The 24,527-nt window shown below is 70.6% G+C and carries 26 protein-coding genes; 10 read left to right on the top strand and 16 right to left on the bottom strand.

The window, feature by feature from the left end:
- Window position 1: 1 nt before the first annotated feature.
- Both ACTWP9_RS15235 and ACTWP9_RS15230 read right to left on the bottom strand, forming a co-directional pair.
- Window positions 2-1,246: a hypothetical protein gene (locus tag ACTWP9_RS15235; RefSeq protein WP_443246659.1), complete on the bottom strand. Its 1,245-nt coding sequence runs from the start codon at window positions 1,244-1,246 to the stop codon at window positions 2-4.
- Window positions 1,246-2,241 (bottom strand): 5-dehydro-4-deoxyglucarate dehydratase, encoded by a 996-nt coding sequence (locus ACTWP9_RS15230; protein ID WP_443246658.1) that lies wholly within the window; start codon window positions 2,239-2,241, stop codon window positions 1,246-1,248. The genes ACTWP9_RS15235 and ACTWP9_RS15230 overlap by 1 nt, the downstream gene beginning before the upstream one ends.
- A 264-nt stretch (window positions 2,242-2,505) precedes the next feature.
- Here ACTWP9_RS15230 and ACTWP9_RS15225 point away from each other — a divergent pair, with 264 nt between their 5' ends.
- The 3 genes from ACTWP9_RS15225 (at window position 2,506) to ACTWP9_RS15215 (ending at window position 4,702) form a co-directional block, all read left to right on the top strand.
- On the top strand, window positions 2,506-3,375 hold the full coding sequence (locus ACTWP9_RS15225) for an NAD-dependent epimerase/dehydratase family protein (protein ID WP_443246657.1): 870 nt from the start codon (window positions 2,506-2,508) through the stop codon (window positions 3,373-3,375).
- A gap of 244 nt (window positions 3,376-3,619) precedes the next feature.
- Complete coding sequence (locus ACTWP9_RS15220; protein ID WP_443246737.1) at window positions 3,620-3,832, top strand: GlsB/YeaQ/YmgE family stress response membrane protein; 213 nt, start codon at window positions 3,620-3,622, stop codon at window positions 3,830-3,832.
- A gap of 411 nt (window positions 3,833-4,243) precedes the next feature.
- Complete coding sequence (locus tag ACTWP9_RS15215) at window positions 4,244-4,702, top strand: SSI family serine proteinase inhibitor (RefSeq protein WP_443246656.1); 459 nt, start codon at window positions 4,244-4,246, stop codon at window positions 4,700-4,702.
- A gap of 32 nt (window positions 4,703-4,734) precedes the next feature.
- On the opposite strand, the gene ACTWP9_RS15210 is transcribed toward ACTWP9_RS15215, so the two are convergent.
- Window positions 4,735-5,961, bottom strand: coding sequence for a TerD family protein (locus tag ACTWP9_RS15210; RefSeq protein ID WP_443246736.1), 1,227 nt, complete (start codon window positions 5,959-5,961; stop codon window positions 4,735-4,737).
- A gap of 300 nt (window positions 5,962-6,261) precedes the next feature.
- On the opposite strand from ACTWP9_RS15210, the gene ACTWP9_RS15205 reads away from it, so the two are divergent.
- Both ACTWP9_RS15205 and ACTWP9_RS15200 read left to right on the top strand, forming a co-directional pair.
- Entirely contained in the window at window positions 6,262-6,936 is a 675-nt protein-coding gene (locus ACTWP9_RS15205) for a TetR/AcrR family transcriptional regulator (protein WP_443246655.1), read from the top strand.
- A 62-nt stretch (window positions 6,937-6,998) separates the two neighbouring features.
- Window positions 6,999-7,214 carry a hypothetical protein gene (locus tag ACTWP9_RS15200; protein ID WP_443246654.1) on the top strand — a complete coding sequence of 72 codons (216 nt, stop codon included), beginning with the start codon at window positions 6,999-7,001 and terminating at the stop codon, window positions 7,212-7,214.
- Window positions 7,215-7,507: 293 nt separating this feature from the next.
- Here the strand turns inward: ACTWP9_RS15200 and ACTWP9_RS15195 are convergent, their stop codons facing one another.
- A complete protein-coding gene (locus ACTWP9_RS15195) occupies window positions 7,508-9,121 on the bottom strand; it encodes a hypothetical protein (RefSeq protein WP_443246653.1) in 1,614 nt (537 codons plus the stop codon).
- Window positions 9,122-9,400: 279 nt separating this feature from the next.
- On the opposite strand from ACTWP9_RS15195, the gene ACTWP9_RS15190 reads away from it, so the two are divergent.
- Complete coding sequence (locus ACTWP9_RS15190; RefSeq protein WP_443246652.1) at window positions 9,401-11,290, top strand: endonuclease/exonuclease/phosphatase family protein; 1,890 nt, start codon at window positions 9,401-9,403, stop codon at window positions 11,288-11,290.
- A gap of 41 nt (window positions 11,291-11,331) precedes the next feature.
- Here ACTWP9_RS15190 and ACTWP9_RS15185 read toward each other — a convergent pair whose 3' ends face one another.
- From ACTWP9_RS15185 to ACTWP9_RS15130, 12 genes are all read right to left on the bottom strand, one after another.
- The gene (locus ACTWP9_RS15185) at window positions 11,332-12,207 is read right to left on the bottom strand and encodes an EI24 domain-containing protein (RefSeq protein WP_443246651.1); all 876 of its coding nucleotides are present in this window, start codon (window positions 12,205-12,207) and stop codon (window positions 11,332-11,334) included.
- 68 nt (window positions 12,208-12,275) lie between these two features.
- Window positions 12,276-13,268 (bottom strand): 2,3,4,5-tetrahydropyridine-2,6-dicarboxylate N-succinyltransferase, encoded by a 993-nt coding sequence (gene dapD, locus ACTWP9_RS15180; RefSeq protein ID WP_443246650.1) that lies wholly within the window; start codon window positions 13,266-13,268, stop codon window positions 12,276-12,278.
- Between the two features lie 73 nt (window positions 13,269-13,341).
- The gene (locus ACTWP9_RS15175; RefSeq protein WP_443246649.1) at window positions 13,342-13,938 is read right to left on the bottom strand and encodes a TetR/AcrR family transcriptional regulator; all 597 of its coding nucleotides are present in this window, start codon (window positions 13,936-13,938) and stop codon (window positions 13,342-13,344) included.
- Window positions 13,938-14,258, bottom strand: coding sequence for a DMT family transporter (locus ACTWP9_RS15170; protein WP_443246648.1), 321 nt, complete (start codon window positions 14,256-14,258; stop codon window positions 13,938-13,940). Before ACTWP9_RS15170 ends, ACTWP9_RS15175 begins: the two co-directional genes overlap by 1 nt.
- 121 nt (window positions 14,259-14,379) lie before the next feature.
- Window positions 14,380-14,709 (bottom strand): metal-sulfur cluster assembly factor, encoded by a 330-nt coding sequence (locus ACTWP9_RS15165; RefSeq protein ID WP_027736579.1) that lies wholly within the window; start codon window positions 14,707-14,709, stop codon window positions 14,380-14,382.
- Window positions 14,706-15,209: a Fe-S cluster assembly sulfur transfer protein SufU gene (gene sufU / locus ACTWP9_RS15160; protein WP_443246647.1), complete on the bottom strand. Its 504-nt coding sequence runs from the start codon at window positions 15,207-15,209 to the stop codon at window positions 14,706-14,708. Before sufU ends, ACTWP9_RS15165 begins: the two co-directional genes overlap by 4 nt.
- 9 nt (window positions 15,210-15,218) lie before the next feature.
- Complete coding sequence (locus ACTWP9_RS15155; RefSeq protein ID WP_443246646.1) at window positions 15,219-16,475, bottom strand: cysteine desulfurase; 1,257 nt, start codon at window positions 16,473-16,475, stop codon at window positions 15,219-15,221.
- A complete protein-coding gene (sufC, locus tag ACTWP9_RS15150; RefSeq protein WP_099879447.1) occupies window positions 16,472-17,236 on the bottom strand; it encodes a Fe-S cluster assembly ATPase SufC in 765 nt (254 codons plus the stop codon). The genes ACTWP9_RS15155 and sufC overlap by 4 nt, the downstream gene beginning before the upstream one ends.
- 7 nt (window positions 17,237-17,243) lie before the next feature.
- Window positions 17,244-17,570: a non-heme iron oxygenase ferredoxin subunit gene (locus ACTWP9_RS15145; RefSeq protein WP_443246645.1), complete on the bottom strand. Its 327-nt coding sequence runs from the start codon at window positions 17,568-17,570 to the stop codon at window positions 17,244-17,246.
- Complete coding sequence (gene sufD / locus ACTWP9_RS15140) at window positions 17,567-18,748, bottom strand: Fe-S cluster assembly protein SufD (RefSeq protein ID WP_443246644.1); 1,182 nt, start codon at window positions 18,746-18,748, stop codon at window positions 17,567-17,569. Before sufD ends, ACTWP9_RS15145 begins: the two co-directional genes overlap by 4 nt.
- A 69-nt stretch (window positions 18,749-18,817) precedes the next feature.
- The gene (gene sufB / locus ACTWP9_RS15135) at window positions 18,818-20,239 is read right to left on the bottom strand and encodes a Fe-S cluster assembly protein SufB (RefSeq protein ID WP_443246643.1); all 1,422 of its coding nucleotides are present in this window, start codon (window positions 20,237-20,239) and stop codon (window positions 18,818-18,820) included.
- Window positions 20,236-21,057: a helix-turn-helix transcriptional regulator gene (locus ACTWP9_RS15130; RefSeq protein WP_443246642.1), complete on the bottom strand. Its 822-nt coding sequence runs from the start codon at window positions 21,055-21,057 to the stop codon at window positions 20,236-20,238. The genes sufB and ACTWP9_RS15130 overlap by 4 nt, the downstream gene beginning before the upstream one ends.
- A 216-nt stretch (window positions 21,058-21,273) precedes the next feature.
- Between ACTWP9_RS15130 and ACTWP9_RS15125 the strand changes: the two genes are divergently transcribed.
- Genes ACTWP9_RS15125 through ACTWP9_RS15110 form a run of 4 tightly spaced genes read left to right on the top strand, consistent with a single transcriptional unit; the run spans window position 21,274 to window position 24,370 of the window.
- Entirely contained in the window at window positions 21,274-22,200 is a 927-nt protein-coding gene (locus ACTWP9_RS15125; protein ID WP_443246641.1) for an ABC transporter ATP-binding protein, read from the top strand.
- Window positions 22,197-22,976 (top strand): ABC transporter permease, encoded by a 780-nt coding sequence (locus ACTWP9_RS15120; RefSeq protein WP_443246640.1) that lies wholly within the window; start codon window positions 22,197-22,199, stop codon window positions 22,974-22,976. Before ACTWP9_RS15125 ends, ACTWP9_RS15120 begins: the two co-directional genes overlap by 4 nt.
- A gap of 55 nt (window positions 22,977-23,031) precedes the next feature.
- Entirely contained in the window at window positions 23,032-24,042 is a 1,011-nt protein-coding gene (locus tag ACTWP9_RS15115; RefSeq protein WP_443246639.1) for a COX15/CtaA family protein, read from the top strand.
- 10 nt (window positions 24,043-24,052) lie between these two features.
- A complete protein-coding gene (locus ACTWP9_RS15110) occupies window positions 24,053-24,370 on the top strand; it encodes a hypothetical protein (RefSeq protein WP_443246638.1) in 318 nt (105 codons plus the stop codon).
- The last annotated feature ends 157 nt before the right edge of the window (window positions 24,371-24,527 follow it).

The raw sequence follows: 24,527 nt of genomic DNA, 5'->3' as shown, positions 1-24,527 counted from the left end.
TTCAGCCCTCGGGCCCTTGCCCCGCAAGAGCTTCGGCCACCGCGGCGAGGTCCTGGTCCGAGGCCAGCCCGGCGTGGTAGAGCCGCAGTTCGGTCGCGCCGAGCGCGCGGGCGTGTGCCGCGTCGTCGGCGAGGGTGTGCGGGCTGCCGCCCATGCCGGAGACGACGGTGAAGTTGGCGGCGAGCGTCGCACCGGGGCCGCCGTCCGCGGCGAACGGGCCCAGCGCGTCGCCGCGTTCGGCACCGCCCGCCGGCCCGCCGGGGCAGGGGACGACGACCCCGTCGGCATGGCCGAGCACGTCGGCGGGGCGGGTGCCCGCGTTGGCGCCCGTACGGTGCGGGGCCGGATCGGCGTGCAGGAGCACCCGGAAACGCCCGGGCGCCGCCTCCTGCCGTACCACCGCGACCGCTTCGCGCTGGAGGCGGCTCGCCGCGGCGTCCCGCCACCCCGCGACGAGGGCCGCGGCCTCGGCGCCGAGCAGCCCCTCGATCGCCGCCCGCTCCCCCGCCCTGCCGCTTTCCCCGGGCGGGGCCGCGGCGCGCTCGTTCCGCCAGAGCGGCTCCAGGGCCCGCACCACACCGTCCCGCAACCGCTCGGGGTCGCCGCCCAGGGTGGCGTAACCCTCCTCGCACACCTCGCAGAAACACAGCGACATCAGCGCGGCTGCGGCACCGTGCAGCGGGACGCCACCGGTCTTGTCGTGCGCGTGCAGGTGGGCGAGCCCGTACCAGCCGCAGGACTCCAGTTCGGTACCGCGGGTTCCGGTGCCGGGCCGTACGGCTGCCTCGGCCGCCAGCGCGACGGCGTAGGCCCGCACCTCGGGGCGCGCGATGCACGGGGCCCACGGATAGCGGTCGCCGTAGGCGTTGCGGACGCTGGTGTGCGGAAAGTCCTCGCCCAGTCGGGAGTTGTGGGCCAGGACCACCCAGGAGTGCACTTCCAGGCCCGCCTCGGTCAGTGCGCGGGCCGCCTCGGCGTACGGGCCGCCCGGATCGTCGCAGACCACCCAGTCCTGGTGGTACGGCTGCGGGGCGCCGTGCTGCCAGCGGGCGGGGTCGGGCGGGTACAGGACGGCGGAGTGCCGTGCCGTGATGACGCGGTGCCGGGGGTGACGCGGGGTGAGCGCGCGGGTGGAGTGGTAGGCCGAGGCGAGAGTGACCTGCTGGACGCCGAGCGCTGCGAGGCGGCCGGGTGCCCCGGGATCGCCGACCACGTCCCAGGGGTAGAGAAACGCCGCTGCCCGCATCAGCGCGCCCCCTCGTCCTGAGCCGACGCGGTGCTGCCAGGCGCGGCGCCGGCCAACTCCAGGCCCCGCTCCAGCAGCGCGGCCAGCTCCTCGACGTGCGCCGGCGCGGGGTCGGACAGCGGCGGGCGCACCCCGCCGACGTCCCGACCCCGCAGCCGCACCCCCGCCTTGACCAGCGAGACGGCGTAGCCGCGGCCCTGGTTACGGAGTTCGACGAACGGTACGTAGAAGCCGTCGAGCAGCTCCCGTACCGTCGCCTCGTCGCCTGTGGCCAGTGCCCGGTGGAACGCGAGGGCGATCTCGGGCGCGAAGCAGAAGACGGCGGAGGAGTAGAGGGAGATGCCAAGGCCCCGATAGGCGAGCCCGGTCAGCTCGGCGGTGGGCAGTCCGTTGAAGTATCGGAAGTCTTCCTCCAGGCCCGCGCGTCGGACGGCGGTGATGATGCGCTGCATCAGGTCCGGGTCGCCGTGGCCGTCCTTGAGGCCGATGATGCGCGGGTGCCGGGCGAGGCGTACGACGGCCTCGGGCGTGAAGAGGGCGTTGTCGCGCTGATAGACGATGGTGGGCAGCGAGGTGGCTTCCGCCAGCTCGGTGTAGTGCCGCACCAGCCCGTCCTGGTCGGCCAGAACGAGGTACGGCGGCATCGCCAGCAGCCCGTCGGCGCCCGCCACTTCGGCCCGGCGGGCGAAGTCCTGGGCGAGCGCGGGCCCGTAGCCGGCGCCCGCCACCACCGGCACCCTGCCGTCCGTCTCCGCCACGGCCGCGGCCACACAGGCGCTGAACTCCTCCGGTGAGAGCGCGTGGAACTCACCGGTGCCGCAGCACGCGAAGACCGCCCCCGCGCCCGCCACCACCCCGTGCCGCACATGCGCGCGGAAGGCGTCGAGGTCGATGGATCCGTCGGAGGCGAAGGCCGTCACGGGGAAGAAGAGCAGTCCGTCGAGCCGCTCGGCGAGCGACGCCTCGGAGGCCGGGGAGGACGGGGACGAGGGCATACGGAGCTCCTTGCGAGCCGGGACGGGCGGGCGGAAACGCCCTCCAGTCGTGCACTCTTCTGATATGCGTCCATATTCCTGAACGCTGGTCACGCTAAGGCAGTGGCGCGCCACCGGTCAAGGTCGGACTCGCGGGTCAAGACCGCAACTTGGCCGCACACTGAGAACCAACGACCCGACGCTCGGCGCTCTCTTGACGGGCCTGAGGGCACTTCATAGCGTCTCCCTATATATGAACCAGGTCCATGGATGGAGACCGCCGCCATGTCCGAGAGCCCCTCAGCCGAGCCCGCCAAGCCCGCCGACCGCACCGTGCTGCTCACCGGCGCCGCCGGCGGCCTCGGCACCCTGATGCGCGGACTGCTGCCCTCCTACGGCTACACCCTGCGGCTGTTGGACATGCGCCCCGTCTGCGGCGAGCCGGAAGCCCACGTACTGGACCTGAGCACCGCGGACAGCGAAACCCTGCGCGCGGCCGTACGCGGCGTGGACGCGATCATCCATCTCGCGGGCATCTCGCTGGAGTCCACGTTCGAGAAGATCCTCGACGCCAACGTCCGGGGTACGTATGCGCTTTACGAGGCGGCACGCGCCGAGGGCGTACGCCGTATGGTCTTCGCCTCCTCCAACCACGCGGTCGGCTTCACCCCGGTACCCGGTGACGGCAAGGGCGCGGCCGGTGAGGGCGGGGCCGCGTTGATCCCCGTGGACACCCCGCGTCGCCCCGACACCTTCTACGGCCTCTCCAAGTGCTTCGGCGAGGACCTCGCACAGCTCTACTGGGATCTGCACGGCATCGAGACCGTCTCCGTCCGCATCGGCTCCTGCTTCCCCGAACCGACGTCCGTGCGGATGCTCTCGGTGTGGCTCAGCCCCGCCGACGGCGCCCGCCTCTTCCACGCGGCACTGACCGCCGAGCACGTCGGCCACACCGTCGTCCACGGCTCCTCCGCCAACACCCGGCTGTGGTGGGACCTCAGCTCGGCCCGAGCCCTGGGCTATGAACCGCGCGACGACTCGGAGCCGTACGCGGCGGAACTCCTCGCGGAGCAAGGTGAGTTGGACCCCGCCCGGCCCGACCAGGCGTACCTGGGCGGCCACTTCTGCACGCAGCCGCCGATGTGGCCACACTGAGGGAGAGCTGAAGGGCGTACCGGGAAGGCCGGACCCAGCAGGCATCATGGGGCCGCAACCGATCAGCCACGGGGAGGCTCCACCCATGCTCGCCACACCGCTCGCCCACCTTGCTCCGCTCACCCAGCTCGCCGACTCCGAATCGGACAACTCGGGCTCCGACGTGCTCTCCGACCTGGCGCACTCGGGTGTGCTGAGCTGGATCGTCCTCGGCCTGATCGCGGGCACGGTGGCCAAGATCCTGATGCCCGGCCGCGATCCGGGCGGCCTGGTGGGCACCGTCCTCATCGGCATCGCCGGCGCCTTCATCGGCGGCTGGCTCTCCGCAACCTTCCTGGACCGCCCGATAGCCAACAACGTCGTCGACCCCGGCCTCTGGGTCGCCGCCATCGCCGGCTCCCTCGTCCTGCTGATCGTCTACCGCCTGCTGTTCGGCCACTCCCGCGATCCCCGCTGAGTACGGGGTCGTCGAGCGCGAGGGATACGGCCGTCGCATTGCCGCCGGACCCGCTCCCCCAGCCTCCGGCCGGTAGGTACCCCCACGTGGTCGCTCGCCGTTGCGGCGGGAAGAGATTTCTGTCTCTCCCCGGTTGACGGGGGCGGGGGTGCGAAGGGCGGGGCGGGTGGTAGAAACGCGGAGGTATACATCCACCGCGTGAAAGGAGGCGCCATGTCGTCCAAGCGTCGGCGCAAGAAGAAGGCACGTCGCAACAACGCGGCCAACCACGGCCGTCGGCCTCAGTCCTGAGTGCGGCTCCCCGCGTGCCGCACGGCACGCGGGGAGCCCGCAGGCGCACCCCGCCGAGCGCGCGCCGCAACGCGGCTGCGTGCCCCGTATCCTCCCGGCGCCCGGCCTCGTTAGCGGGCCGTGAGCACTCGAATCTCCAACCGGCACCTCGTCCGCACCGCGATGGCCGCAGCCGCTCTGGCCGTGCCGCTGCTGGCCGTACAGACCGCGCCTGCCGTCGGCGCCGCGAGCGCCACCACAGACGGCAGCCACAGCAGTCACAAGGGCGACCGCAAGACCCAGGGCGTCTTTCTGTCCATCTCCGGCTCCGGGAAGGCGTCGATCCGGGGCCTCCTGCTCCAGTGCGAGCCCACCCCGCGCGGGCGCCACCCGAAGGCCGCCGAGGCGTGCGCCGCGCTCGACAAGGCGAACGGCAATCTCGCCGCACTGCCCCGCAAGCGCGGCAACTGCACCAAGCAGTACGCCCCGGTGACCGTCGCCGCACACGGCAGCCACCGGAAGCAGGCCGTCAACTGGAAGAAGACGTTCCCCAACGCCTGCGCCATGCACCTCGCGACGGGCCCCGTCTTCGACTTCTGACCTCCCCCGGTGAATGCCGGGCGCCGCAGGCTCTACAGCGCCGCGGCGCCCGGCTTCACCATGCCGCGCACCGTGCGCGAGTCGACGTACTCGCCGAGCGCCGTCATCTCCCATTCGCCGGTGAACTGGCGGACGAACTTGGCCATCAGGACGCCCGTACGTGGCTCGGACTGGGTCAGATCGAAGCGGACCAGTTCCCCGCCGGAGGCGTCGAGCAGGCGGCAGTACGCCTTGGCGACGTCCGTGAACTTCTGGCCCGAGAAAGAGTTCACGGTGAAGACCAGCCCCGTCACCTGGGGCGGGAGGTCGCCGAGGTGGACGGTGATCACCTCGTCGTCCCCGGCGCCCTCGCCCGTGAGGTTGTCGCCGGAGTGCTGGATGACGCCGCCCAGGATGGCCAGCTTGCCGAAGTAGCAGGAATCGATCTTCTTGCGGTTGGCGTCGTAGGCGATCACCGAGGCGTCGAGGTCGATGTCCTTGGCCGGCCTGCCCGCGCGGAAGACCGGCTCCCAGCCGAGCCCCATCCGGACCGAGGTCAGCAGCGGCTGCCCTCCCTTGACCAGCGAGACCGTCTGGTTCTTCTGGAGGCTGACCCGGCCCTTGTCCAGGTTGATCTTCCCCGCCCCGGCGCCCGCCCCGGCAGGAGCCGCCGGGGCGGCAGGTGCGGACGGGGCCGAGGGGGCCGAGGGCGCGGCAGGGGCGGCGGGGGCGGCCACCGGCGGCGCGGGCGGCGCTGCGGGCGCCGCCGGGGCGGTCGGCGTCGGCGGGGCGGCGGGCTCCTCCACGTTCACCCCGAAGTCGGAGGCGATACCGCCCAGCCCGTTGGCGTACCCCTGCCCGACGGCCCGTACCTTCCAGGCATCGTTCCTGCGGTAGACCTCCACCACCAGCAGGGCCGTCTCGGCGCCCAGTTGCGGCGGGGTGAAGGTGGCGAGCACCGCGCCGGTCGCGGCGTCGCGGACCGTGGCGGTGGGCTCGGTCCCGGCGAAGGTGGCCCCGGGGGCGTCGAGGCTCGCGGTGACGACGACCTTGTCGATCTCGGCGGGCACCGCGCCGGTCTCCACGGTGATGGTGTCGGTGGCGCCGCTGCTGTGCGTCACGCCGGGAGCGGTGGGCTGGTTGTAGAACACGAAGTCCTCGTCCGAGCGGACCTTGCCCTCCGGGCTCAGCAGCAGTGCCGAGACGTCGAGCTTGCTGGGTGCGGTTACGTCCACCGCCACGCGCGGCGCGGCCAGCGGCAGATTGGAGCCGGGAGTCATTGCGGTCATGCCGGGGGTAACGACTGGCCCGGCTTTGCGGTTCCTTTGCCGTGGTCAGGGATTCCCCGGTGACCCCGGGTTTCCGCCGTGGGCCCGGTTGCCGGGGCCGGGGTGCCGGTCCCGTACGCCGCACTCGTACGCCCGGTCCGGATCCCCTGCGGCCCTACCGTCGCCGCCAGCCAGGTAAACAGCTCGGTCTACTCGACTCGGGGAGTACAGTGCAGTAGACAGGTCTGTTTACCTCAAGGTGCTGATCGGCTCGGGTGCACGGGTCCGTCGGCCGAAGGGAGCCGGGAGGCAGTGGATACGGAGACGAAGACGGGGTCGAAGCGGGCAGCCGCGGGGGCGCCGGAGGAACTGACCCCCGGCGCGCGGAAGATCCTGGACGCGGCGAGCGCCCTCTTCTACGAGCGCGGCATCACAGCCGTCGGTGTGGACCTGATCGCCAAGGAGGCGGGCACCACCAAGAAGACCCTCTACGACCGGTTCGGCGGCAAGGACGCGCTGATCACCGCGTATCTGCACGAACGCGACCTGCGCTGGCGCGCCTGGCTGACCTCGTGGGTGGACGCCCACGCTGCGGACACCGGGACCGGCGAGCAGCTGCTGGCCACCTTCGACGCGCTCGCGGAGTGGACACGGCAGCACAACCCACGCGGCTGCGGTTTCGTGAACGCCGCCGCCGAACTGCCCGACCCCGCACACCCGGGGCGCCGCGTGATCACCGGACAGAAGCGCTGGCTGCGCGGCTATCTGTACGAGCTCTCCGGCGCAGCCGGCGCGGCCGATCCCGGCCGGCTGGCCGACGAACTGGCCCTGCTGCACGAGGGTGCCGTGGTGCTGCGCGGCCTCTCGGTCGTCGACGACCCGGTCGGCACGGCACGCGCACTGGCCGAGCAGGCGCTGGAGCGCGCACTCACCCGCCCGCGCGCCGCCGGGCCACCCGTTGCAGACGCTCGGCCGGACGACCGTTGAGGGGGTGCCGTACCCGCCCGGCCCGAGGTGCGTCACCGCAGCCGCTGGCGCAGCCTGGAGGTATGAGCGCGCTCGTCGTCGTCCACCCTCCCTCTCCCGGCGGCGGTCGCCGCGTCACCGCGCGCGGCGAGACGCTGGGGACGGCCTACGGCCTGACCGACCTGATCGAGTACCTTGCCCGCGCGGGCCTGGACATCGCCACCGTCGATCTCTACGACGAGTCGGTCATCGAGTGGCAGGGCGGCAATCACCTGGTCTGGGGCCCCGAGGCGGAGTGACCGCCGCACCGGCGGGCAGCAGTGCGTAGACAATCTGCCCGATGGCCGCCCAACGGTAGACCGGTCGCCGGCACCACAGGGAGACGCGCCCCGTCAGGGGCGCGGGGAACTGCGCGACAAGCCACAACACACCCGCAGCCCGCGACGGACAGGAAGGGGCACCCCCTCACCGGGGGGGACAACGGAGGGGGCAGGGGGCAGGGGGCAGGGCAAAATCCGCGGGACACGGCCTCAGCGGAGGCAGCCCTCACGGGGAAGCAGCTCAGTGGGGGCAGCCCTCACGCGACAGCGACTCAGCGGGAGCGGGCCTTGAAGGCGGCCTTGCGGGCATCCTTGGCGACCCGCTTGTCCGGATGCACCCGGCCCATGGTCTCCAGCACATCGCCGGTGGCGGGGTGCTCGACCCGCCACGCCTTGTCGAAGAACCCCGCGTGCTGATCGACCAGATCCCGCACCAGCTCGCGCAGCTCGTCCGGTTCGCCGGCCGTCGCGACCTGCGCGGCGATGGTGTCGATGGTCAGCCAGAACACCATCTCCTCGTCCGGCGGCGGCACATCCCCGGCGCCGCGCTCGGCGAGCCAGACCCGGGCGAGCCCGCCCAACTGCCGGTCGTCCAGCACCTCGCGCAGCGCGGGCTCGGCCTCGGGCCCGGCGAGTGAGAGGGCCTGCTGGCAGGCGAGACGGCGGACCGGCGCCGCCTCGTCACTGCCGCGGGCCGCCGCCAGCAGTTCACGCGCGGCAGCCAGGGTGCCGCCGTCCCCGCCCGCGCCGTCAGCGGCGCGGGCCGCGAACCATGTCTCGATCTCGCTGCGTGCGTTCTCCTCCGTGTAGACCGGCAGGGCGGCAAGCAGCTGTTCCGCCTCGGCACCGGCGAGGTCGCCGACCGCGGGTACGTGCAGGCCCGCTTCCCGCATCCGTTCGCGTACGCCGTACAGGCCGAGCGGGGTGAGCCGCACCATGCCGTACCGGGAGACGTCCTCCTCGTCGAGGTCGGCGCCCAACTCCTCCGCGCCGTGGGCACCTTCGCCCCCCTCGCCGTCGGCGGCCTCGCGGGTGAGGGCCTCGTCCACCGGCTGGTAGGCGACCAGCCCGGTCGGCTCCAGCATCCGGAACTGCTCGTCCAGCCGCATCATCGCGGTCGAGACCTCTTCCAGCACCTCGTCGGTGGGCTCGTCCATGCCTTCGGGCACGGTCATCGAGGCGGCCAGCACGGGCAGCGGCACCATCGAGCCGGCGGCGACGGCGGGATCGGTGGCGGTGAGCAGATAGAGGTTGCCGAGGGCGCTGTCGAGCGCTTCGGTCTCCTCCTCCGGGTTCCAGTCCATGGCGTCGAGGTCGATGGCGTCCGGGTCGATCTCGCCGTCCTCGCCGATGGCGCCCTCGATACCGCCCAGCAGCTCCTCGAAGCTCGGTGTGGCCGCGTCGGCGAGGACCGTCTCCAGGCCCGTACGCCACAGTTCAAGGATCTCGTCCGGTGCGGGTACGGAGGCTCCGGGGTCGCCGGTCAGGCCGCCCAGTTCCGCATCCGGCGTCGCCACGCCCACCGGTTCGTCGCTGCTGGCGGACGTCTCGTCACCGTCCGGGCCGTCTCCCGCCCCGTCCGTGCCGTCTTCGTCGACGATCAACAGCCCGGTGTCGACCGCGAAATTCCACGCGTCGGCGGCGAGCGCCGGGGCCTCCTCATCACCCGACAGGCCCAGGTGTACGGCGGCCTCCTTCAACTGCTCGGAGAGGAGTTCGCCGCCCGCTCCCACCGGAATGCCCGCGCCCGCGGGTCCGCCGGAGCGCGCCCAGCGGGTGAGTTCCACAGCGCGCGCCAGGATCGGTGCGGCCAGCGCGTCCCGCGCCAGTTCGGCATCGGAGGGCAGCCGTACGGGCGGCAGGGTGGGACGGTCGTCACCGGTCATGTGCGGGTTCATCTCCTACGGGTCCTACGGATTGCCGGACGGTGCGAGGACCCAGCGTAATCGGGTTCTGTCCCCGGGTGCCCGAATCGTGCACCGGCCATGTAACGGAGAGGTGGCCGGGAAGTGATCGCCTGCTTCCCAGCGCTGTCACGACCTTGACAACTGCCGTTGGCCCGCCATGCTTTACGCGCGTAGAGAATGCCCCACGTTGTGAGTGCCCGCGTGGCGCATGCCCGCGTAGAGACGTCAGTGTTCCCCCACGTACTTCGGAGGCCCTCCGTGCCGTCCCCTTCGTCGTCCCGCTCGCTGTCCCGGCTGAACCGGAGCGCGACGCTCACCGCCGCCGCCGTCTGCTGCACACTGCTCGTCCTGCCCGCGTCGCCGGGCGCCGCGGCACCGTCCTCCGCCGCGGATTCCGCAGCCTCGCCGCGTATCCACGACATCCAGGGCAGAACCCGGCTGTCCCCGTTCGCCGGGCAGCGGGTCGCCGACGTCCCCGGAATCGTCACCGCCGTACGCGACTTCGGCGAGACGCGTGGCTTCTGGCTCCAGGACCCGCGCCCCGACCGGGACGGGGCCACCAGCGAGGGGATCTTCGTCTACACCGGGAAGAAAAGCCCCGGCGTCTCGGCCGGGGACGCGCTGCGTGTGAGCGGGAAGGTCCAGGAGTACTACCCCGGCGGCAAGGACGCGGGCAGCCAGTCGGTCACCGAACTGACCGACGCGTCCTGGAAGACGGCGGACAGCGTCTCGCGCGGCAAGCTCCCGGGCGCAATACGGCTCTCCGCGCGCTCGATACCCGAGGCGTACGCCCCCGACGCGGACGGCGACAGCATCGAGGGCCGTACGCTGCGGCCGAACCGGTACGCGCTGGACCGCTACGAGTCGCTGGAGGGCATGCGGGTCTCCGTCCGCGATGTACGGGTCACCGGTCCCACCTCCCGCTACCACGATCTGTGGGTGACCACCGACCCGAAGCAGAACCCCACCCCGCGCGGCGGCACTCTCTACGGCTCCTACGCGGACCAGAACGGCGCCCGCATGAAGGTTTCCTCGCTGCTCCCGCCGGCCGAGCACCCCTTCCCCAAGGCCGATGTGGGCGACGAACTGCGCGGCAGCACCGAAGGCCCGCTGGACTTCGAGCAGTTCGGCGGCTACACGCTGCGCGCCACCACGCTCGGCGAGCACCGGGACAACGAACTGAAGCGCGAGCGGACCCGTAAGCAGCGCCGGGGCGAACTGGCAGTGGCGACGTACAACGTCGAGAACCTCTCCCCCAAGACCGAGCCCGCCAAGTTCGATCGACTGGCCGAGGGGCTGGTCACCAATCTCTCCTCGCCCGACATCGTCACCGTCGAAGAGGTCCAGGACAACACCGGGCCGGACGACGACGGCACCGTCGCCGCCGACAAGACGCTGAAGATGCTGACCGAGGCGGTCAAGAAGGCCGGCGGTCCCTCCTACGAGTGGCGCCAGATCGACCCGGCGGACAAGGCCGACGGGGGCCAGCCCGGCGGCAACATACGCGTCGCGTTCCTCTACAACCCCGAGCGCGTCTCCTTCACCGACCGTCCCGGCGGCGACACCACCACCCCGGTGAAGGTGCAGGACAAGGGCGGCAAGCCCGCGCTGTCCGTCTCGCCGGGCCGGATCGCGCCGCAGGACGAAGCATGGAAGGCCAGCCGCAAGCCGCTGGCGGGTGAGTTCCGCTTCCAAGGCCGTAGGGTCTTCGTGGTCGCCAACCACTTCAGCTCCAAGGGCGGCGGCGATCTGGCCGGCGACCAGCCCATGGAGGGCCGCTTCCAGCCGCCCGTTCGGCACTCGGAGCCGCAGCGCGTCGAACAGGCCGAGTTGCTGAACGGCTTCGTGCGGGACATCCGGGATGTCGACCCGAAAGCCCTGGTCGTCGCGGGCGGCGACTTCAACGACTTCCCGTTCTCGCCCTCGCTGAAGACCCTGCGCTCCGGCAACGCGCTGACCAGCCCCATGGACCGGCTGCCCGAGAACGAGCGCTACGGCTACGTCTTCAACGGCAACTCCCAGGCCCTGGACCACCTGCTGACCAGCCCGGCCGCCGGCCGCCCCGACTACGACATCGTCCACATCAACGCCGAGTTCACCGACCAGACCAGCGACCACGACCCCTCGGTCGTCCGCATTCGGCGATAGGAGGTGCGCCCAAGCCGCAACGGCGGAACGGCGGAACGGCGTCAGGGGCGCCCCGGCTGACCGTACGGCGGCGGGGGCGCCCCGTACGGGGAAGGCGGCGCCCCGTACGGGCTGGGCACCCCGGGGGCGCCGGGAACACCCTGACCGGGCCCTCCCACGCCGGAGGCGCCCGTGGGTCGGGTCCCCGTAAGGTCCCGCACCAGCAGCGTCGCCCCAGCGACAGCCCCCGGCATCAGCGGAACGGCCAGCAGCGGCACCAGGAAGGCCAGCGCCAAGGGCACCCCGAAGCCCAGCGCCAGCGCCTTCCGCTGCCGCAGCATCACCAGCCGCTCCTTCACCGGGACGCCCCGGCGCTGCAGTCCGACCGAGGCGAGCTCCACCGTGAGGAAGAAAGCGGAGACGCAGATGCCGAGCACCGGAATGACGGTCTGGCCGATGAACGGGACGAAGCCGAGCAAGAACAGCGGAATGGTGAACAGCAGCGTCCGGAAGAGGACGTAGACGCTGTCGCACAACGCGATCCACAGCTCCCGCCACAGGGGGTGGTCGACAGTGCCCGCGGGCAGCCCGCCCTCGCTCTCCTCCACCTTCTCCGACAGCTTCTCGTAGAAGGGCTCGCCGATCAGCAGCGCGACGGCGGCGAAGGTCACCACGGCCAGCATCAGCACACCGACCCACAGCATGACCGCGAAGACGCCGCGGGTCAGTGCCCGGCCGGTCGAGCCCCAGTCGTCGGCGAAGGGAGTGGCCCAGGTGGCGATGTCGTCGGCGTAGAAGCCCAGCGCGGTGAGGGCCGCCGCGTAGAGGACGAGGGTGATCAGGGCGGGCAACAGCCCGAACCCGAACCACCGTCCGTGGGCGAGCACCCACTGCTGTCCCCGCCCCAAATACCGCAGTCCGGCCCCGAGATCACGCATGCCCGCAAGCCTATGGCCTACGGGCATGTGTGCGGGACAGCGGCTACCGCTGCCCTCCCCATCGGTGCTCAGTTGTGACTGTGCAGCGCCTCGTTCAGGCCGCCCCAGGAGCCGCTGCGCTGCAGGGCTTCGACGGCGCCGGTGACCGAGTTGCGGCGGAAGAGCAGATTGGTGGCGCCGGACAGCTCCAGCGCCTTGACGATCTTCCCGTCCGGGAGGGTGACGCGGGTACCGGCCGTGACGTAGAGCCCGGCCTCCACCACGGAGTCGTCACCGAGCGAGATGCCGATGCCCGCCTCGGCGCCGATCAGGCAGCGCTCGCCGATGGAGATGACCTGCTTGCCGCCGCCGGAGAGGGTGCCCATGATCGAGGCGCCGCCGCCGAGGTCGGTGCCGTCGCCGAGGACGACGCCCGCGCTGATCCGGCCCTCGACCATGGAGGTGCCCAGGGTGCCGGCGTTGAAGTTGCAGAAGCCCTCGTGCATCACCGTGGTGCCCTCGGCCAGGTGCGCGCCGAGCCGGACCCGGTCGGCGTCACCGATGCGCACGCCCTTGGGTACGACGTAGTCGGTCATCCGCGGGAACTTGTCCACGCTGGTCACGTTCAGGTACGCACCCGAAGCCCGGGCGGCCAGCCGGACCTCCTCGACCTGGTCCACCGGCACGGGGCCGAGGTTGGTCCAGGCGACGTTGGCCAGGTGGGCGAACTGTCCTTCGAGGCTGAGGCCGTGCGGCTTGACCAGCCGGTGGCTGAGCAGGTGGAGCCGCAGATAGACGTCGTGCGCGTCCAGGGGCTTGTCGTCCAGGGAGGAGATGACCGTACGGACGGCCACGACCTCGACCCCGCGGCGGGGGTCTTCGCCGAGGGCCTGCGGCGCGCTCTCGCCGAGCAGCTCCGCGGCGCGCTCGGCGCTCAGCCGCTCGCTTCCGGCGGGCCCGGGCTCGGCGACGAGCTCCGGCCGCGGAAACCACGTGTCGAGTACGGAACCGTCGGCTGCGATGGTGGCGAGCCCGGCAGCGACGGCGCCGGTGGTGCTGGGAGAGGTGGGTGCTTCGGTCATACCTCGAACGCTATCCGGACTCGGCCCGCGATGACGAACCGGTCCACAGGTCGAGCGGTCGCCAGGGAGGGCGCTACGAGCGGTGACCGGGAGGGCGCTGCGAACGATCGCTGTCCGTGCCCGCGCCGGGGTCGCCGATCACCCGGGCGAGCGCCGAGCGGACCTCCCCCCGGTCGAAGGGCCGGTCGGTGAGCAGGGACTGCAGCAGCAGTCCGTCGATGAGCGCCGCCAGCGCCCGCGCGGTGGCGGGGTCGGCGGTGTGGCGTCCGACCACCTCGACCCAGTCGTCGATCCAGGCCGCCGCGACCGGCTGGACGGGTGGGCGGCGCAGCGCGGCCAGATACAGCTCGTACTCCAGCCGGATCCGCCCGTGCGCACCCGAGGCGTACTCCTCCAGAATCCGCGTCAGCGCGTCCAGCAGCGGCTCGTCGCCCGCCAGTTCCCTGTCCCAGCTCTCGATCGCGGACTGCGGCCCACAGGTGACCTGCTCCAGCGCCGCGACGAGCAGATCGTCCAGGCTCGCGAAGTGGTACGTCGTGGAGCCGAGCGGCACATCGGCCTCGGCCGCGACCGCGCGGTGGCTGAGGGCCGCGATGCCCTTCAGCTCCACGATGCGGATCGCGGCATCGATGATGCGCTGCCGGCGTTCGGGGTCGTATCGCCGCCCCATCAGTGCGCTCCTCCCAGGTTGAGGACGACCACCCCGCAGATCACCAGCAACAGGCCGAGGATCTTCGCGGCGGTGACCGCCTCGCCGATGAACACCATGCCGATCAGTGCGATGGCCGCCGTCCCGGCGCCGGACCAGATGGCATACGCATTCCCTACGGACATGCTCTTGAGGGCCTGCGCGAGCAGAACGAACGCCACCAGATAGCCGACCGCCGTGACCAGCGAGGGCACCAGCTTGCTGAAGCCGTCGCTGTATTTCATCGAGGTCGTCCCCAGCACCTCGGCCAGTATCGCTCCCGCCAACATCAGATACGCCATACGTACGACTGTACACAACGTTGCGTACGGCCGTACACACGATTTTCCGCGCACGCGAACGGCCGCGTACCCCAGGGGGTACGCGGCCGTTGCTGACGTACGGAAACGGGTGCGGGAGCTCTCAGACGTTGAAGCCCAGCGCCCGCAGCTGCTCGCGGCCGTCGTCGGTGATCTTGTCGGGACCCCACGGCGGCATCCAGACCCAGTTGATCTTCAGTTCGTTGACGATGCCCTCGGTGGCGGACTGTGCCTGGTCCTCGATGACGTCGGTCAGCGGACAGGCCGCCGAGGTGAGCGTCATATCGATGGTCGCGCTGTTCGCGTCATCGACGTGGATTCCGTAGATCAGGCCGAGGTTGACGACGTCGATGCCCAGCTCAGGGTCGACGACGTCCATGAGCGCCTCGCGGACCTCTTCCTCGCTCGCGGGCTTGGTGGTCATCTCGGTCATGCCGTCTTCTCCTTGGCCGAGTCGGCTTCGTTCCCCAGCGCCTGCGCCGTCGCACCTGCTCCGCTGAACGCCTTCGCCGTTGCGTCTTTCCACGCCATCCAGCTCAGCAGCGCGCACTTCACCCGCGCCGGATACTTCGAGACCCCGGCGAACGCCACGGCGTCCTCCAGCAGGTCCTCCATCGTGTCGTCCGGCTCCAGCTGGCCCTTGGACTGCATCAGCTCCAGGAAGGTCTCCTGGATCCTGCGGGCCTCGGCCAGTTCCTTGCCGACCAGCAGCTCGTTCAGCACCGAGGCACTGGCCTGGCTGATGGAACAGCCCTGGCCCTCGTACGACACGTCCTCGATGGTGTCGCCGTCGTACCGCACACGCAAGGTGATCTCGTCACCGCACGTCGGGTTGACGTGGTGCACCTCGGCGTCGCCGTCGCGCAGCCCACGTCCGTGCGGATGCTTGTAGTGGTCCAGGATCACTTCCTGGTACATCGAGTCCAGCTTCACCGACAGCCCCTAAGCGAAGAAATTCCGTACGTGTTCCAGCCCGTCCGCCAGGGCGTCCACCTCGGCGGGCGTGGAGTACAGATAGAACGACGCTCGCGTTGTCGCAGGAATTCCGTACCGCAGGCAGACGGGGCGGGCGCAGTGGTGGCCGACGCGCACCGCGATGCCCTGCTCGTCGAGGACCTGCCCCACGTCGTGCGGGTGGATGTCACCCAGCGTGAACGAGATCGTCGCACCGCGGTCCTCGGCCGTGGCGGGGCCGATGATCCGCAGGTCCGGGATCTCCTGCAGCTTGCGTACGGCGTACTCCGTCAGCGCGTGCTCGTGCTGCTGGATACGGTCCATGCCGATCGCGGTCAGATAGTCCACCGCGGCGCCAAGACCGACGGCCTGGGCGACCGGCGGGGTGCCCGCCTCGAACTTGTGCGGTGCCGGAGCGTACGTCGACGAGTGCATCGTGACGGTCTCGATCATCTCGCCGCCGCCGAGGAACGGCGGCAGGTCGTTGAGCAGCTCCTGGCGCCCCCACAGCACACCGATTCCGGTGGGGCCGCACATCTTGTGCCCGGTGAAGGCGACGAAGTCGGCCTGGAGCGCCTGCACGTCCAGCACCATGTGCGGGGCCGCCTGCGAGGCGTCCACCACGACCAGCGCGCCCACCTCCTGGGCCCGCCGCACGATGTCCTCGACGGGGTTGAAGGTGCCCATGATGTTGGAGACGAGGGTGAGTGCGACCACCTTGGTGCGCTCGGTGATCAGCTCCTCGATCCCGGCCAGGTCCAGCCGGCCCTCGTCGGTGAGGCCGAACCACTTCAGCTTCGCGCCGGTGCGCTGCGACAGCAGCTGCCACGGGACGATGTTGGAGTGGTGCTCCATCTCCGTGATGACGATCTCGGTGTCCCGCTCGACGCGGTAGGGCTCGTCGGCCCAGCCGAGCATGTTCGCCACCAGGTTGAGCGACTCGGAGGCGTTCTTGGTGAAGATCACCTCGTCGCGGCTGGGCGCGTTGATGAACGCGGCGACCTTGTCGCGCGCGCCCTCGTACAGCGCCGTTGCCTCCTCGGCCAGCACGTGCACGCCCCGGTGGACGTTGGCGTTGTGCTTCTCGTAGTAGTCGGCCAGGGCGTCGAGCACCTGCGTCGGCTTCTGCGAAGTGGCGGCGTTGTCCAGGTAGACGAGCTTCTGCCCGTCGTGCACCAGGCGGTCCAGGATCGGAAAGTCCTTACGGATCGCCTCGGTGTCCAGAAGACCCGGGAGCTGTGTCACGCAGTGGCACCACCCTTCACGTACTCCTCGTAGCCCTCTTCCTCCAGCTTGTCGGCCAGCTCGGCACCGCCGGACTCGGCGATACGGCCCTTGGCGAAGACATGCACGAAGTCGGGCTTGATGTAGCGCAGGATGCGCGTGTAGTGCGTGATCAGCAGGGTGCCGACCTCGCCGGACTCGCGGACGCGGTTGACGCCCTCGGAGACGACGCGCAGCGCGTCCACGTCGAGGCCGGAGTCGGTCTCGTCCAGGATCGCGATCGCGGGCTTCAGCAGTTCGAGCTGAAGGATCTCGTGACGCTTCTTCTCACCGCCGGAGAAGCCCTCGTTGACGTTCCGCTCGGCGAACGCCGGGTCGATCGAGAGGCGCTCCATGGCCTCCTTGACCTCCTTGACCCAGGTACGCAGCTTGGGGGCCTCGCCGCGGATGGCGGTGGCGGAGGTGCGCAGGAAGTTGGAGACGGAGACACCGGGAACCTCGACCGGGTACTGCATGGCGAGGAAGACGCCGGCGCGGGCGCGCTCGTCGACGGACATCTCCAGGACGTCCTCGCCGTCGAGCTTCACGGAGCCGCCGGTGACGGTGTACTTCGGGTGCCCCGCCAGCGAGTAGGCCAGCGTGGACTTTCCGGAGCCGTTCGGGCCCATGATCGCGTGCGTTTCGCCCTGCTTCACGGTCAGGTCGACGCCGCGCAGGATCTCGGTGGGGCCGCCCTCGGTCTCGACGGAGACGTGCAGGTCGTTGATCTCAAGCGTTGCCATGGGGACTTCAGGACTCCTGTGTGACGGAGACGAGCACATCGTCCCCTTCGATCTTTACGGGGTACACGGGCACGGGGCGGGTGGCGGGCAGTCCGGAGGGCTTTCCGGTCCGCAGGTCGAAGCGGGAACCGTGCAGCCAGCACTCGATGCTGCACTCGTCCACCTCGCCCTCGGAGAGCGACACGTTGGCGTGCGAACAGATGTCGTTGATGGCGAAGACCTCACCCTCGGTGCGGACGAGGGAGACCGGGACGCCGCCCAGCTCCACCCGCAGCGGGGTGTCCTCCTCCAGCTCGCTCAGCGAAGCCGCCTTGACGAAGCCTTCCTCACTCATGAGACCGATGCCTCCAGCTCCGCCTCGATCCGGGCGATGAGGCGCTCCTCCACGTCCGGCAGGCCGACCTGCTGGACGAGCTCGGCGAAGAAGCCGCGCACCACAAGGCGGCGCGCCTCGCGCTCGGGGATGCCGCGCGCCATCAGGTAGAACAACTGCTCGTCCTCGAAGCGGCCGGTCGCCGAGGCGTGGCCGGCGCCGACGATCTCGCCGGTCTCGATCTCCAGGTTGGGCACCGAGTCGACGCGCGCGCCGTCGGTGAGCACCAGGTTCCGGTTGAGCTCGTAGGTGTCGGTGCCGGTGGCCTCGGCCCGGATGAGCACGTCACCGATCCACACCGCGTGCGCCTCGTCGCCCTGGAGCGCGCCCTTGTAGGCGACATTGCTGCGGCAGTTGGGGGTGTCGTGGTCGACCAGCAGACGGTGCTCCTGGTGCTGCCCCGCGTCGGTGAAGTACAGCCCGTACAGCTCGGCCTCGGCGCCCGGGCCGCCGTAGCTGACCCGGGGGTTGAGCCGCACCACGTCGCCGCCGAAGGTGACCACGACCGACTTGAACGTCGCGTCCCGGCCCACCAGCGCGTTGTGCTGCGAGCAGTGCACGGCGGTGTCGTCCCAGTCCTGGACGGAGACGACGGTCACCTTGGCACCGTCACCGAGGACGAACTCGACGTTGGCCGAGCGCACCGTGTCCCCGGTGTGGTCGATGACGATGACGGCCTCGGCGAAGGCGCCGATGTCGAAGACGGTGTGCCCGTAGGTGACACCGCCCTCGCCGTGCAGGTTGACCCGCACCGGCTCGGTCAGCACCGCGTCCTTGGGCACCGTGATGACGCCGGCCTTCTCGAACGAGGAGAACGCCTGGGCCGCCACCCGGTCCACCGGCTTGCCGGCGCGCCCGATGCGCGCGTCGTCCCGGGACACCTTCTCGACGGTGACGCCGTCGGGCGCCGACACCTCGGTCTTGATCGTGCCGGTCGCCTGCGCCGTGCCGTCGTGCAGGCCCTTGAGCCGGTCCAGCGGAGTGAAGCGCCACTCCTCCTCGCGGCCGTGCGGCACCGGGAAGTCCGCCACGTCGAAGGACGGCGGCGCGCTCATCCTCGTGGCGGTGGTGGACTCTGCGGCCACCGCGATGGCTCCGGTGGTGTTGGACCCGACCGGAAGATTCTGGGCCTCAGCCATGGCTGTCGTGTTGCTCGCTTTCTTGGTCAAAAAGGGTGCTGCCTCACAGGGAACCGACGGCGGAGGGCGTCAGCCGACCGCGCCTTCCATCTGCAGCTCGATCAGCCGGTTGAGCTCCAGCGCGTACTCCATGGGCAGCTCCTTGGCGATCGGCTCGACGAAGCCGCGCACGATCATCGCCATCGCCTCGTCCTCGGACAGCCCGCGGCTCATCAGGTAGAACAGCTGGTCGTCGCTGACCTTGGAGACCGTCGCCTCGTGGCCCATCGTCACGTCGTCCTCGCGGACGTCGACGTAGGGGTAGGTGTCGGACCGCGAGATGGTGTCGACCAGCAGCGCGTCGCACAGCACGTTGGACTTGGAGCCCTCGGCGCCCTCGCCGATCTCGATGAGACCGCGGTAGGAGGTGCGGCCGCCGCCCCGGGCCACCGACTTGGAGACGATGTTCGAGGAGGTGCGGGGGGCCATGTGGACCATCTTGGCGCCCGCGTCCTGGTGTTGGCCCTCGCCCGCGAAGGCGACGGACAGCGTCTCGCCCTTGGCGTGCTCACCCATGAGGTAGACCGCCGGGTACTTCATCGTCACCTTGGAGCCGAGGTTGCCGTCGACCCACTCCATGGTCGCGCCCTCGTAGGCCACGGCGCGCTTGGTGACCAGGTTGTAGACGTTGTTCGACCAGTTCTGGATCGTCGTGTAGCGGCAGCGGCCGCCCTTCTTGACGATGATCTCGACGACGGCCGAGTGCAGCGAGTCCGAGTTGTAGATCGGCGCCGTGCAGCCCTCGACGTAGTGCACGTAGGCGTCCTCGTCGACGATGATCAGCGTCCGCTCGAACTGGCCCATGTTCTCGGTGTTGATCCGGAAGTACGCCTGGAGCGGGATGTCGACGTGCACGCCCTTCGGCACGTAGATGAACGAGCCGCCCGACCACACCGCGGTGTTCAGCGCGGCGAACTTGTTGTCACCGGCCGGGATGACCGTGCCGAAGTGCTCCTGGAACAGCTCGGGGTGCTCGCGCAGCGCGGTGTCCGTGTCCAGGAAGAGGACGCCCTGCTTCTCCAGGTCCTCGCGGATCTGGTGGTAGACGACCTCCGACTCGTACTGCGCGGCGACACCGGCGACCAGGCGCTGCTTCTCCGCCTCCGGGATACCGAGCTTGTCGTAGGTGTTCTTGATGTCCTCGGGCAGGTCCTCCCAGCTCTGGGCCTGCTTCTCGGTGGACCGGACGAAGTACTTGATGTTGTCGAAGTCGATACCCGACAGGTCCGAGCCCCAGTTCGGCATCGGCTTCTTCTCGAAGAGCTTGTGGCCCTTGAGTCGCAGCTTGAGCATCCACTCGGGCTCGTTCTTCTTCCCGGAGATGTCACGGACGACATCCTCGGAGAGGCCACGCTTGGCGGCTGCGCCCGCGGCATCGGGGTCGGCCCAGCCGTACTCGTACTTGCCCAGCCCCTCAAGCTCGGGGTGAGCAGTCTCCGTAGGAGCGGTCATGCGGGGTTCCTCCCGGCCTCGTTCGCTTTGGTGGCGTTGCTGGCGTTGCTGGTCTTGGATGGTTCGGGCGTCCTGGCTGCCGGGGGCTTGGCCGCGGCGGTCTTCGGATGCCGATGCGCTCTGGGAATGAACGTCGTGCACACTCCGTCACCGTGCGCGATGGTCGCCAGACGCTGGACGTGCGTACCGAGCAACCGGGAGAAGACTTCCGTCTCCGCCTCGCACAGCTGGGGGAACTGCTCGGCGGTGTGGGCCACCGGGCAGTGGTGCTGGCAGAGCTGCTCGCCCGCCTGCGCGGGCGCGGCACGCGCCGTGGCAGCGTACCCGTCCTCGGACAGCGCACGCGCCAGCGCCTGCGCCCTGTCCTCCGGCGGAACGCTCTCCAGCGCCTCGTGGTACTTCTCCGCCTGCGCCTCGACGCGGGCACGAGCGAAGGCCGCGACCGCCGCCTCCCCGACCTCCCCGCCACCGGCGGTCTGGGCGATCCACCGCAGGGCGTCGGCGGCCAGCTGGTCATACGCCTGATCGAAGGCGTCCCGGCCGCAGTCGGTCAGAGCGAAGACCTTGGCGGGGCGCCCCCTGCCGCGCGAGCCGTAGACCCGCTTGGCGCGGGCCTCCACGACGCCCTCGGCGACGAGTGCGTCGAGATGACGGCGGACGGCGGCCTGGGTCAGCTCCAGGCGCAGCGCCAGCTCGGCCGCGGTGGACGGGCCGTGGTCGAGAATGGAGCGCGCGACCTTGTTCCTCGTGCCGTGCTGTTCATCCTGTGATGTCGAGGGGCCGGATCCGGCGTCCGCGCCGGTGGCCCGTGCGGCCATCGGTCGGTCCTCCCGAGCCTGCTCCCTCTTTTTCACAACGTCATTGTTGCTTAATTCGCCAGACCCCGGCAAGCGACGGCCATGACCAGCCCCAATGGGGTGCATCACGTAAGGCAGACCTAACCAGGAGGAGCGGCCCAGGCCCGCACAGCCCGCCGCGACAGCCCGTCCAGCCCGCCAGAAGAGTGACGCGAGCCGCTCCTTAGACTGCACTGCATGCGAAGTTCAGCGGCTGTGGAAGTCGCCGGGCTGGTGAAGCGGTACGGCAGCAGGACCGCCGTCGACGGGCTCGATCTGACCGTCGCGCGGGGCACCGTCACCGCGTTCCTCGGCCCCAATGGAGCGGGTAAGACCACCACCATCGAGACCTGCGAGGGCTACCGCCGGCCGGACTCCGGCACCGTACGGGTGCTCGGGCTCGACCCGGTGACGCAGGGTGCCGAGCTGCGGCCCCGCATCGGGGTGATGCTCCAGAGCGGCGGGATCTACCCGACGGCACGGGTGGAGGAAACGCTGCGCCATATGGCGACGCTGCATGCGCACCCGCTCGATGTGACCGCGCTCATCGAACGTCTCGGCCTGGGGGGCTGCGGCCGTACCCCGTACCGCCGGCTCTCCGGCGGCCAGCAGCAGCGCCTCGCGCTCGCGCTGGCCCTGGTCGGCCGCCCCGAACTGGTCTTCCTTGACGAGCCGACCGCCGGACTCGACCCGCAGGCCCGCCACGCCACCTGGGACCTGGTCCGCGACCTGCGCGCCGACGGCGTGACGGTGCTGCTGACCACCCACTACATGGACGAGGCCGAGGAGCTGTCGGACGACGTCGCCATCGTCGACGGCGGCAAGGTCATCGCCCAGGGCGCCCCCGAGGTGCTGTGCAAGGGCGGCGCGGAGAACACCCTGCGCTTCGCCGGCCGCCCCGGACTCGATCTGGCGTCGCTGCTCAAGGCCCTCCCCGCGGACACCGTCGCGGTCGAGCTCAGCCCGGGCAGCTACCGCCTCACCGGCACCGTCGACCCCCAGCTGCTCGCCACCGTGACCTCCTGGTGCGCCCAGAACGGTGTCCTTCCGGACCGCATCTCGGTGGAGCGCCACACGCTGGAGGACGTCTTCCTGGAGCTGACGGGGAAGGGGCTGCGGTCATGAGTGGCACAGGGACCGCCGGGACCTATGCGCCCAAGCCCGGTGCCGCGCCGCTGTCGCGCATGGTGCGGGCACAGGCGTGGCTGGAGACCCGGACGCAGCTGCGCAACGGGGAGCAGCTGTTGCTCACCGTCATCATTCCGACACTGCTGCTGGTGCTCTTCAGCGCCGTGGACATCGTGGACACCGGAAAGGGCTCGCGGGTCGACTTCCTGGCGCCGGGGATCCTGGCGCTCGCGGTGCTCTCGACCGCGTTCACCGGGCAGGCCATCGCCACCGGCTTCGAGCGCCGCTACGGCGTGTTGAAGCGGCTCGGCGCCTCGCCGCTGCCCCGCTGGGGGCTGATGACGGCGAAGACCTGCTCCGTGCTGGTCATCGAGGCCCTCCAGGTGCTGCTGCTGACCGTGGTGGCGCTCGCGCTGGGCTGGTCGCCGCACGGCAACCCGGCGACGGTACTGCTCCTGCTGCTGCTCGGCACAGCGGCCTTCTCCGGGCTCGGTCTGCTGATGGCCGGGACACTCAAGGCGGAGGCGACGCTGGCGGGGGCCAATCTGGTCTTCATCCTGCTGCTGGTCGGCGGCGGTGTCATCGTCCCGCTGGACAAGTTCCCGGATGCCGCGCAGAGCGTGCTCCAGCTGCTGCCGATCTCCGCTCTCTCGGACGGCCTGCGCGACGTGCTCCAGCATGGGGCCGGAGTGCCATGGGGCGACCTCGGCGTGCTGGCCGTATGGGCGGTGCTGGGGCTGGGCGCCGCGGCACGCTTCTTCAAGTGGGAGTGAGCCCGAAGACGGCCCCTCGTGAATGCACGCACAAGCGGCGCCCTACCATGGCTCCGTGCCGAAACTGCTCGAACTCGTACGTAACCCCATCGCGTACATCGCCGCGCGCTGGACCCCCTCGCCCCGCACCGTGGAGCGAGCGGCCCTCATCTCGCTGCTGATGAGCATCGTCATCGTGGTCACCGGCGGGGCCGTGCGGCTCACCGGTTCGGGGCTGGGCTGCGACACCTGGCCCAAGTGCACCGATGACAGCCTCACCACCACCTCCGCGATGGGCATCCACGGTGCCATCGAGTTCGGCAACCGCATGATGGCCTGGGTGGTCTCCGCCGCGGCGGGCTGGACCATCATCGCCGTACGGGCGGCCAAGCCCGCCCGCAAGGGGCTGAGCAGGCTCGCCTGGTCGCAGTTCTGGGTCATCATGAGCAACGGCGTCGTCGGCGGCATCACGGTGTGGGTGAAGCTGAACCCGTTCGTCGTCGCCGGCCACTTCCTGGCCGCGACCGCGCTGCTGACCGTCACCACCCTGACCTGGCTGCGCGCCCGGGAGGGCGACGCGCCGCCCCGTCCGCTGGTGGGGAAGCCCGTCAAGAAGCTCACCTATGTACTGACCTTCTTCGCGGGCTGCCTCATCGTCGCCGGCACCGTCGTCACCGGTTCGGGGCCGCATGCGGGGGACAGCAGCGATGTGAAGCGGATGCCGGTCGCCGTGGAGCTGGCGACGCAGACGCATGCCACCCTCGCCTGGATCGTGGTGGCCCTGGCTGTGGTGCTCTACGTGGGCCTGCGCGTCATGGACGCCCCCATGGGCCCCCGGCGCACCGCGCGCAATCTGATCCTGGTCCTGCTCGGGCAGGGCGTCCTCGGATACGTGCAGTACTTCACGGATCTGCCCGAGCTGCTGGTCGGGCTGCATCTGCTGGGCTCGACCCTGGTGTGGATCGGGGTGCTGCGGGTGGTGCTCTCCACCCGGGAGCGCGGACTCCCGGCGGACGCGAAGGACGCCGCCCCGGCCTCGGAGTCCGCTGCGGCTCCCCCTCTCGCCGATTTGGCTACCCGCGGGTAGCATCTGCCCCATGGCAGCAGACAGCAGCAAACGGGCGGCCCGGCTCGCCAAGCAGATCGGCGCCTTCGCGCGGCGGCACGGGGGCAGTGCCGAGGCGCAGATCGCGTACGTGGGTCAGGTCGGTTTCCGTATCTCCCTGGTCGGTGCGGACGGCACCTGGGGCGACCTGATGGCGCCTTCCAAGGAGGTTGCCGAGCAGGCGGTGGAGGCCGCCGGCGCCACCCTCGAAGAGAGCTTCGACGGCGAGATGGCCGAGCACGTGCGGACCGGCCCGTACGAGTGGGCTCGCATGGCCGGGGCCCAGCTGGGCGGCCCCTCGAACCAGTAGCTCCGCCGATTCCCCAGCAACTCCGCCATTTCCGCCACCTTCTTCGCGGTGCTGCTGCGGTGCGAAGAGAGTGCTGCTGCGGCCGAAGAGAGTACGGAAACGAGCAAGGCCCCTCCCGCGACCGGGAGGGGCCGTTCTGTGTGCGGCCTCGGCGAAG

It is taken from the genome of Streptomyces sp. 3N207 (genome assembly GCF_052246355.1).
Taxonomy (GTDB): Bacteria; Actinomycetota; Actinomycetes; order Streptomycetales; family Streptomycetaceae; genus Streptomyces.
Note: the sequence above shows the minus strand (reverse complement) of the source record. Positions and strands in the feature narration are given on the sequence as shown.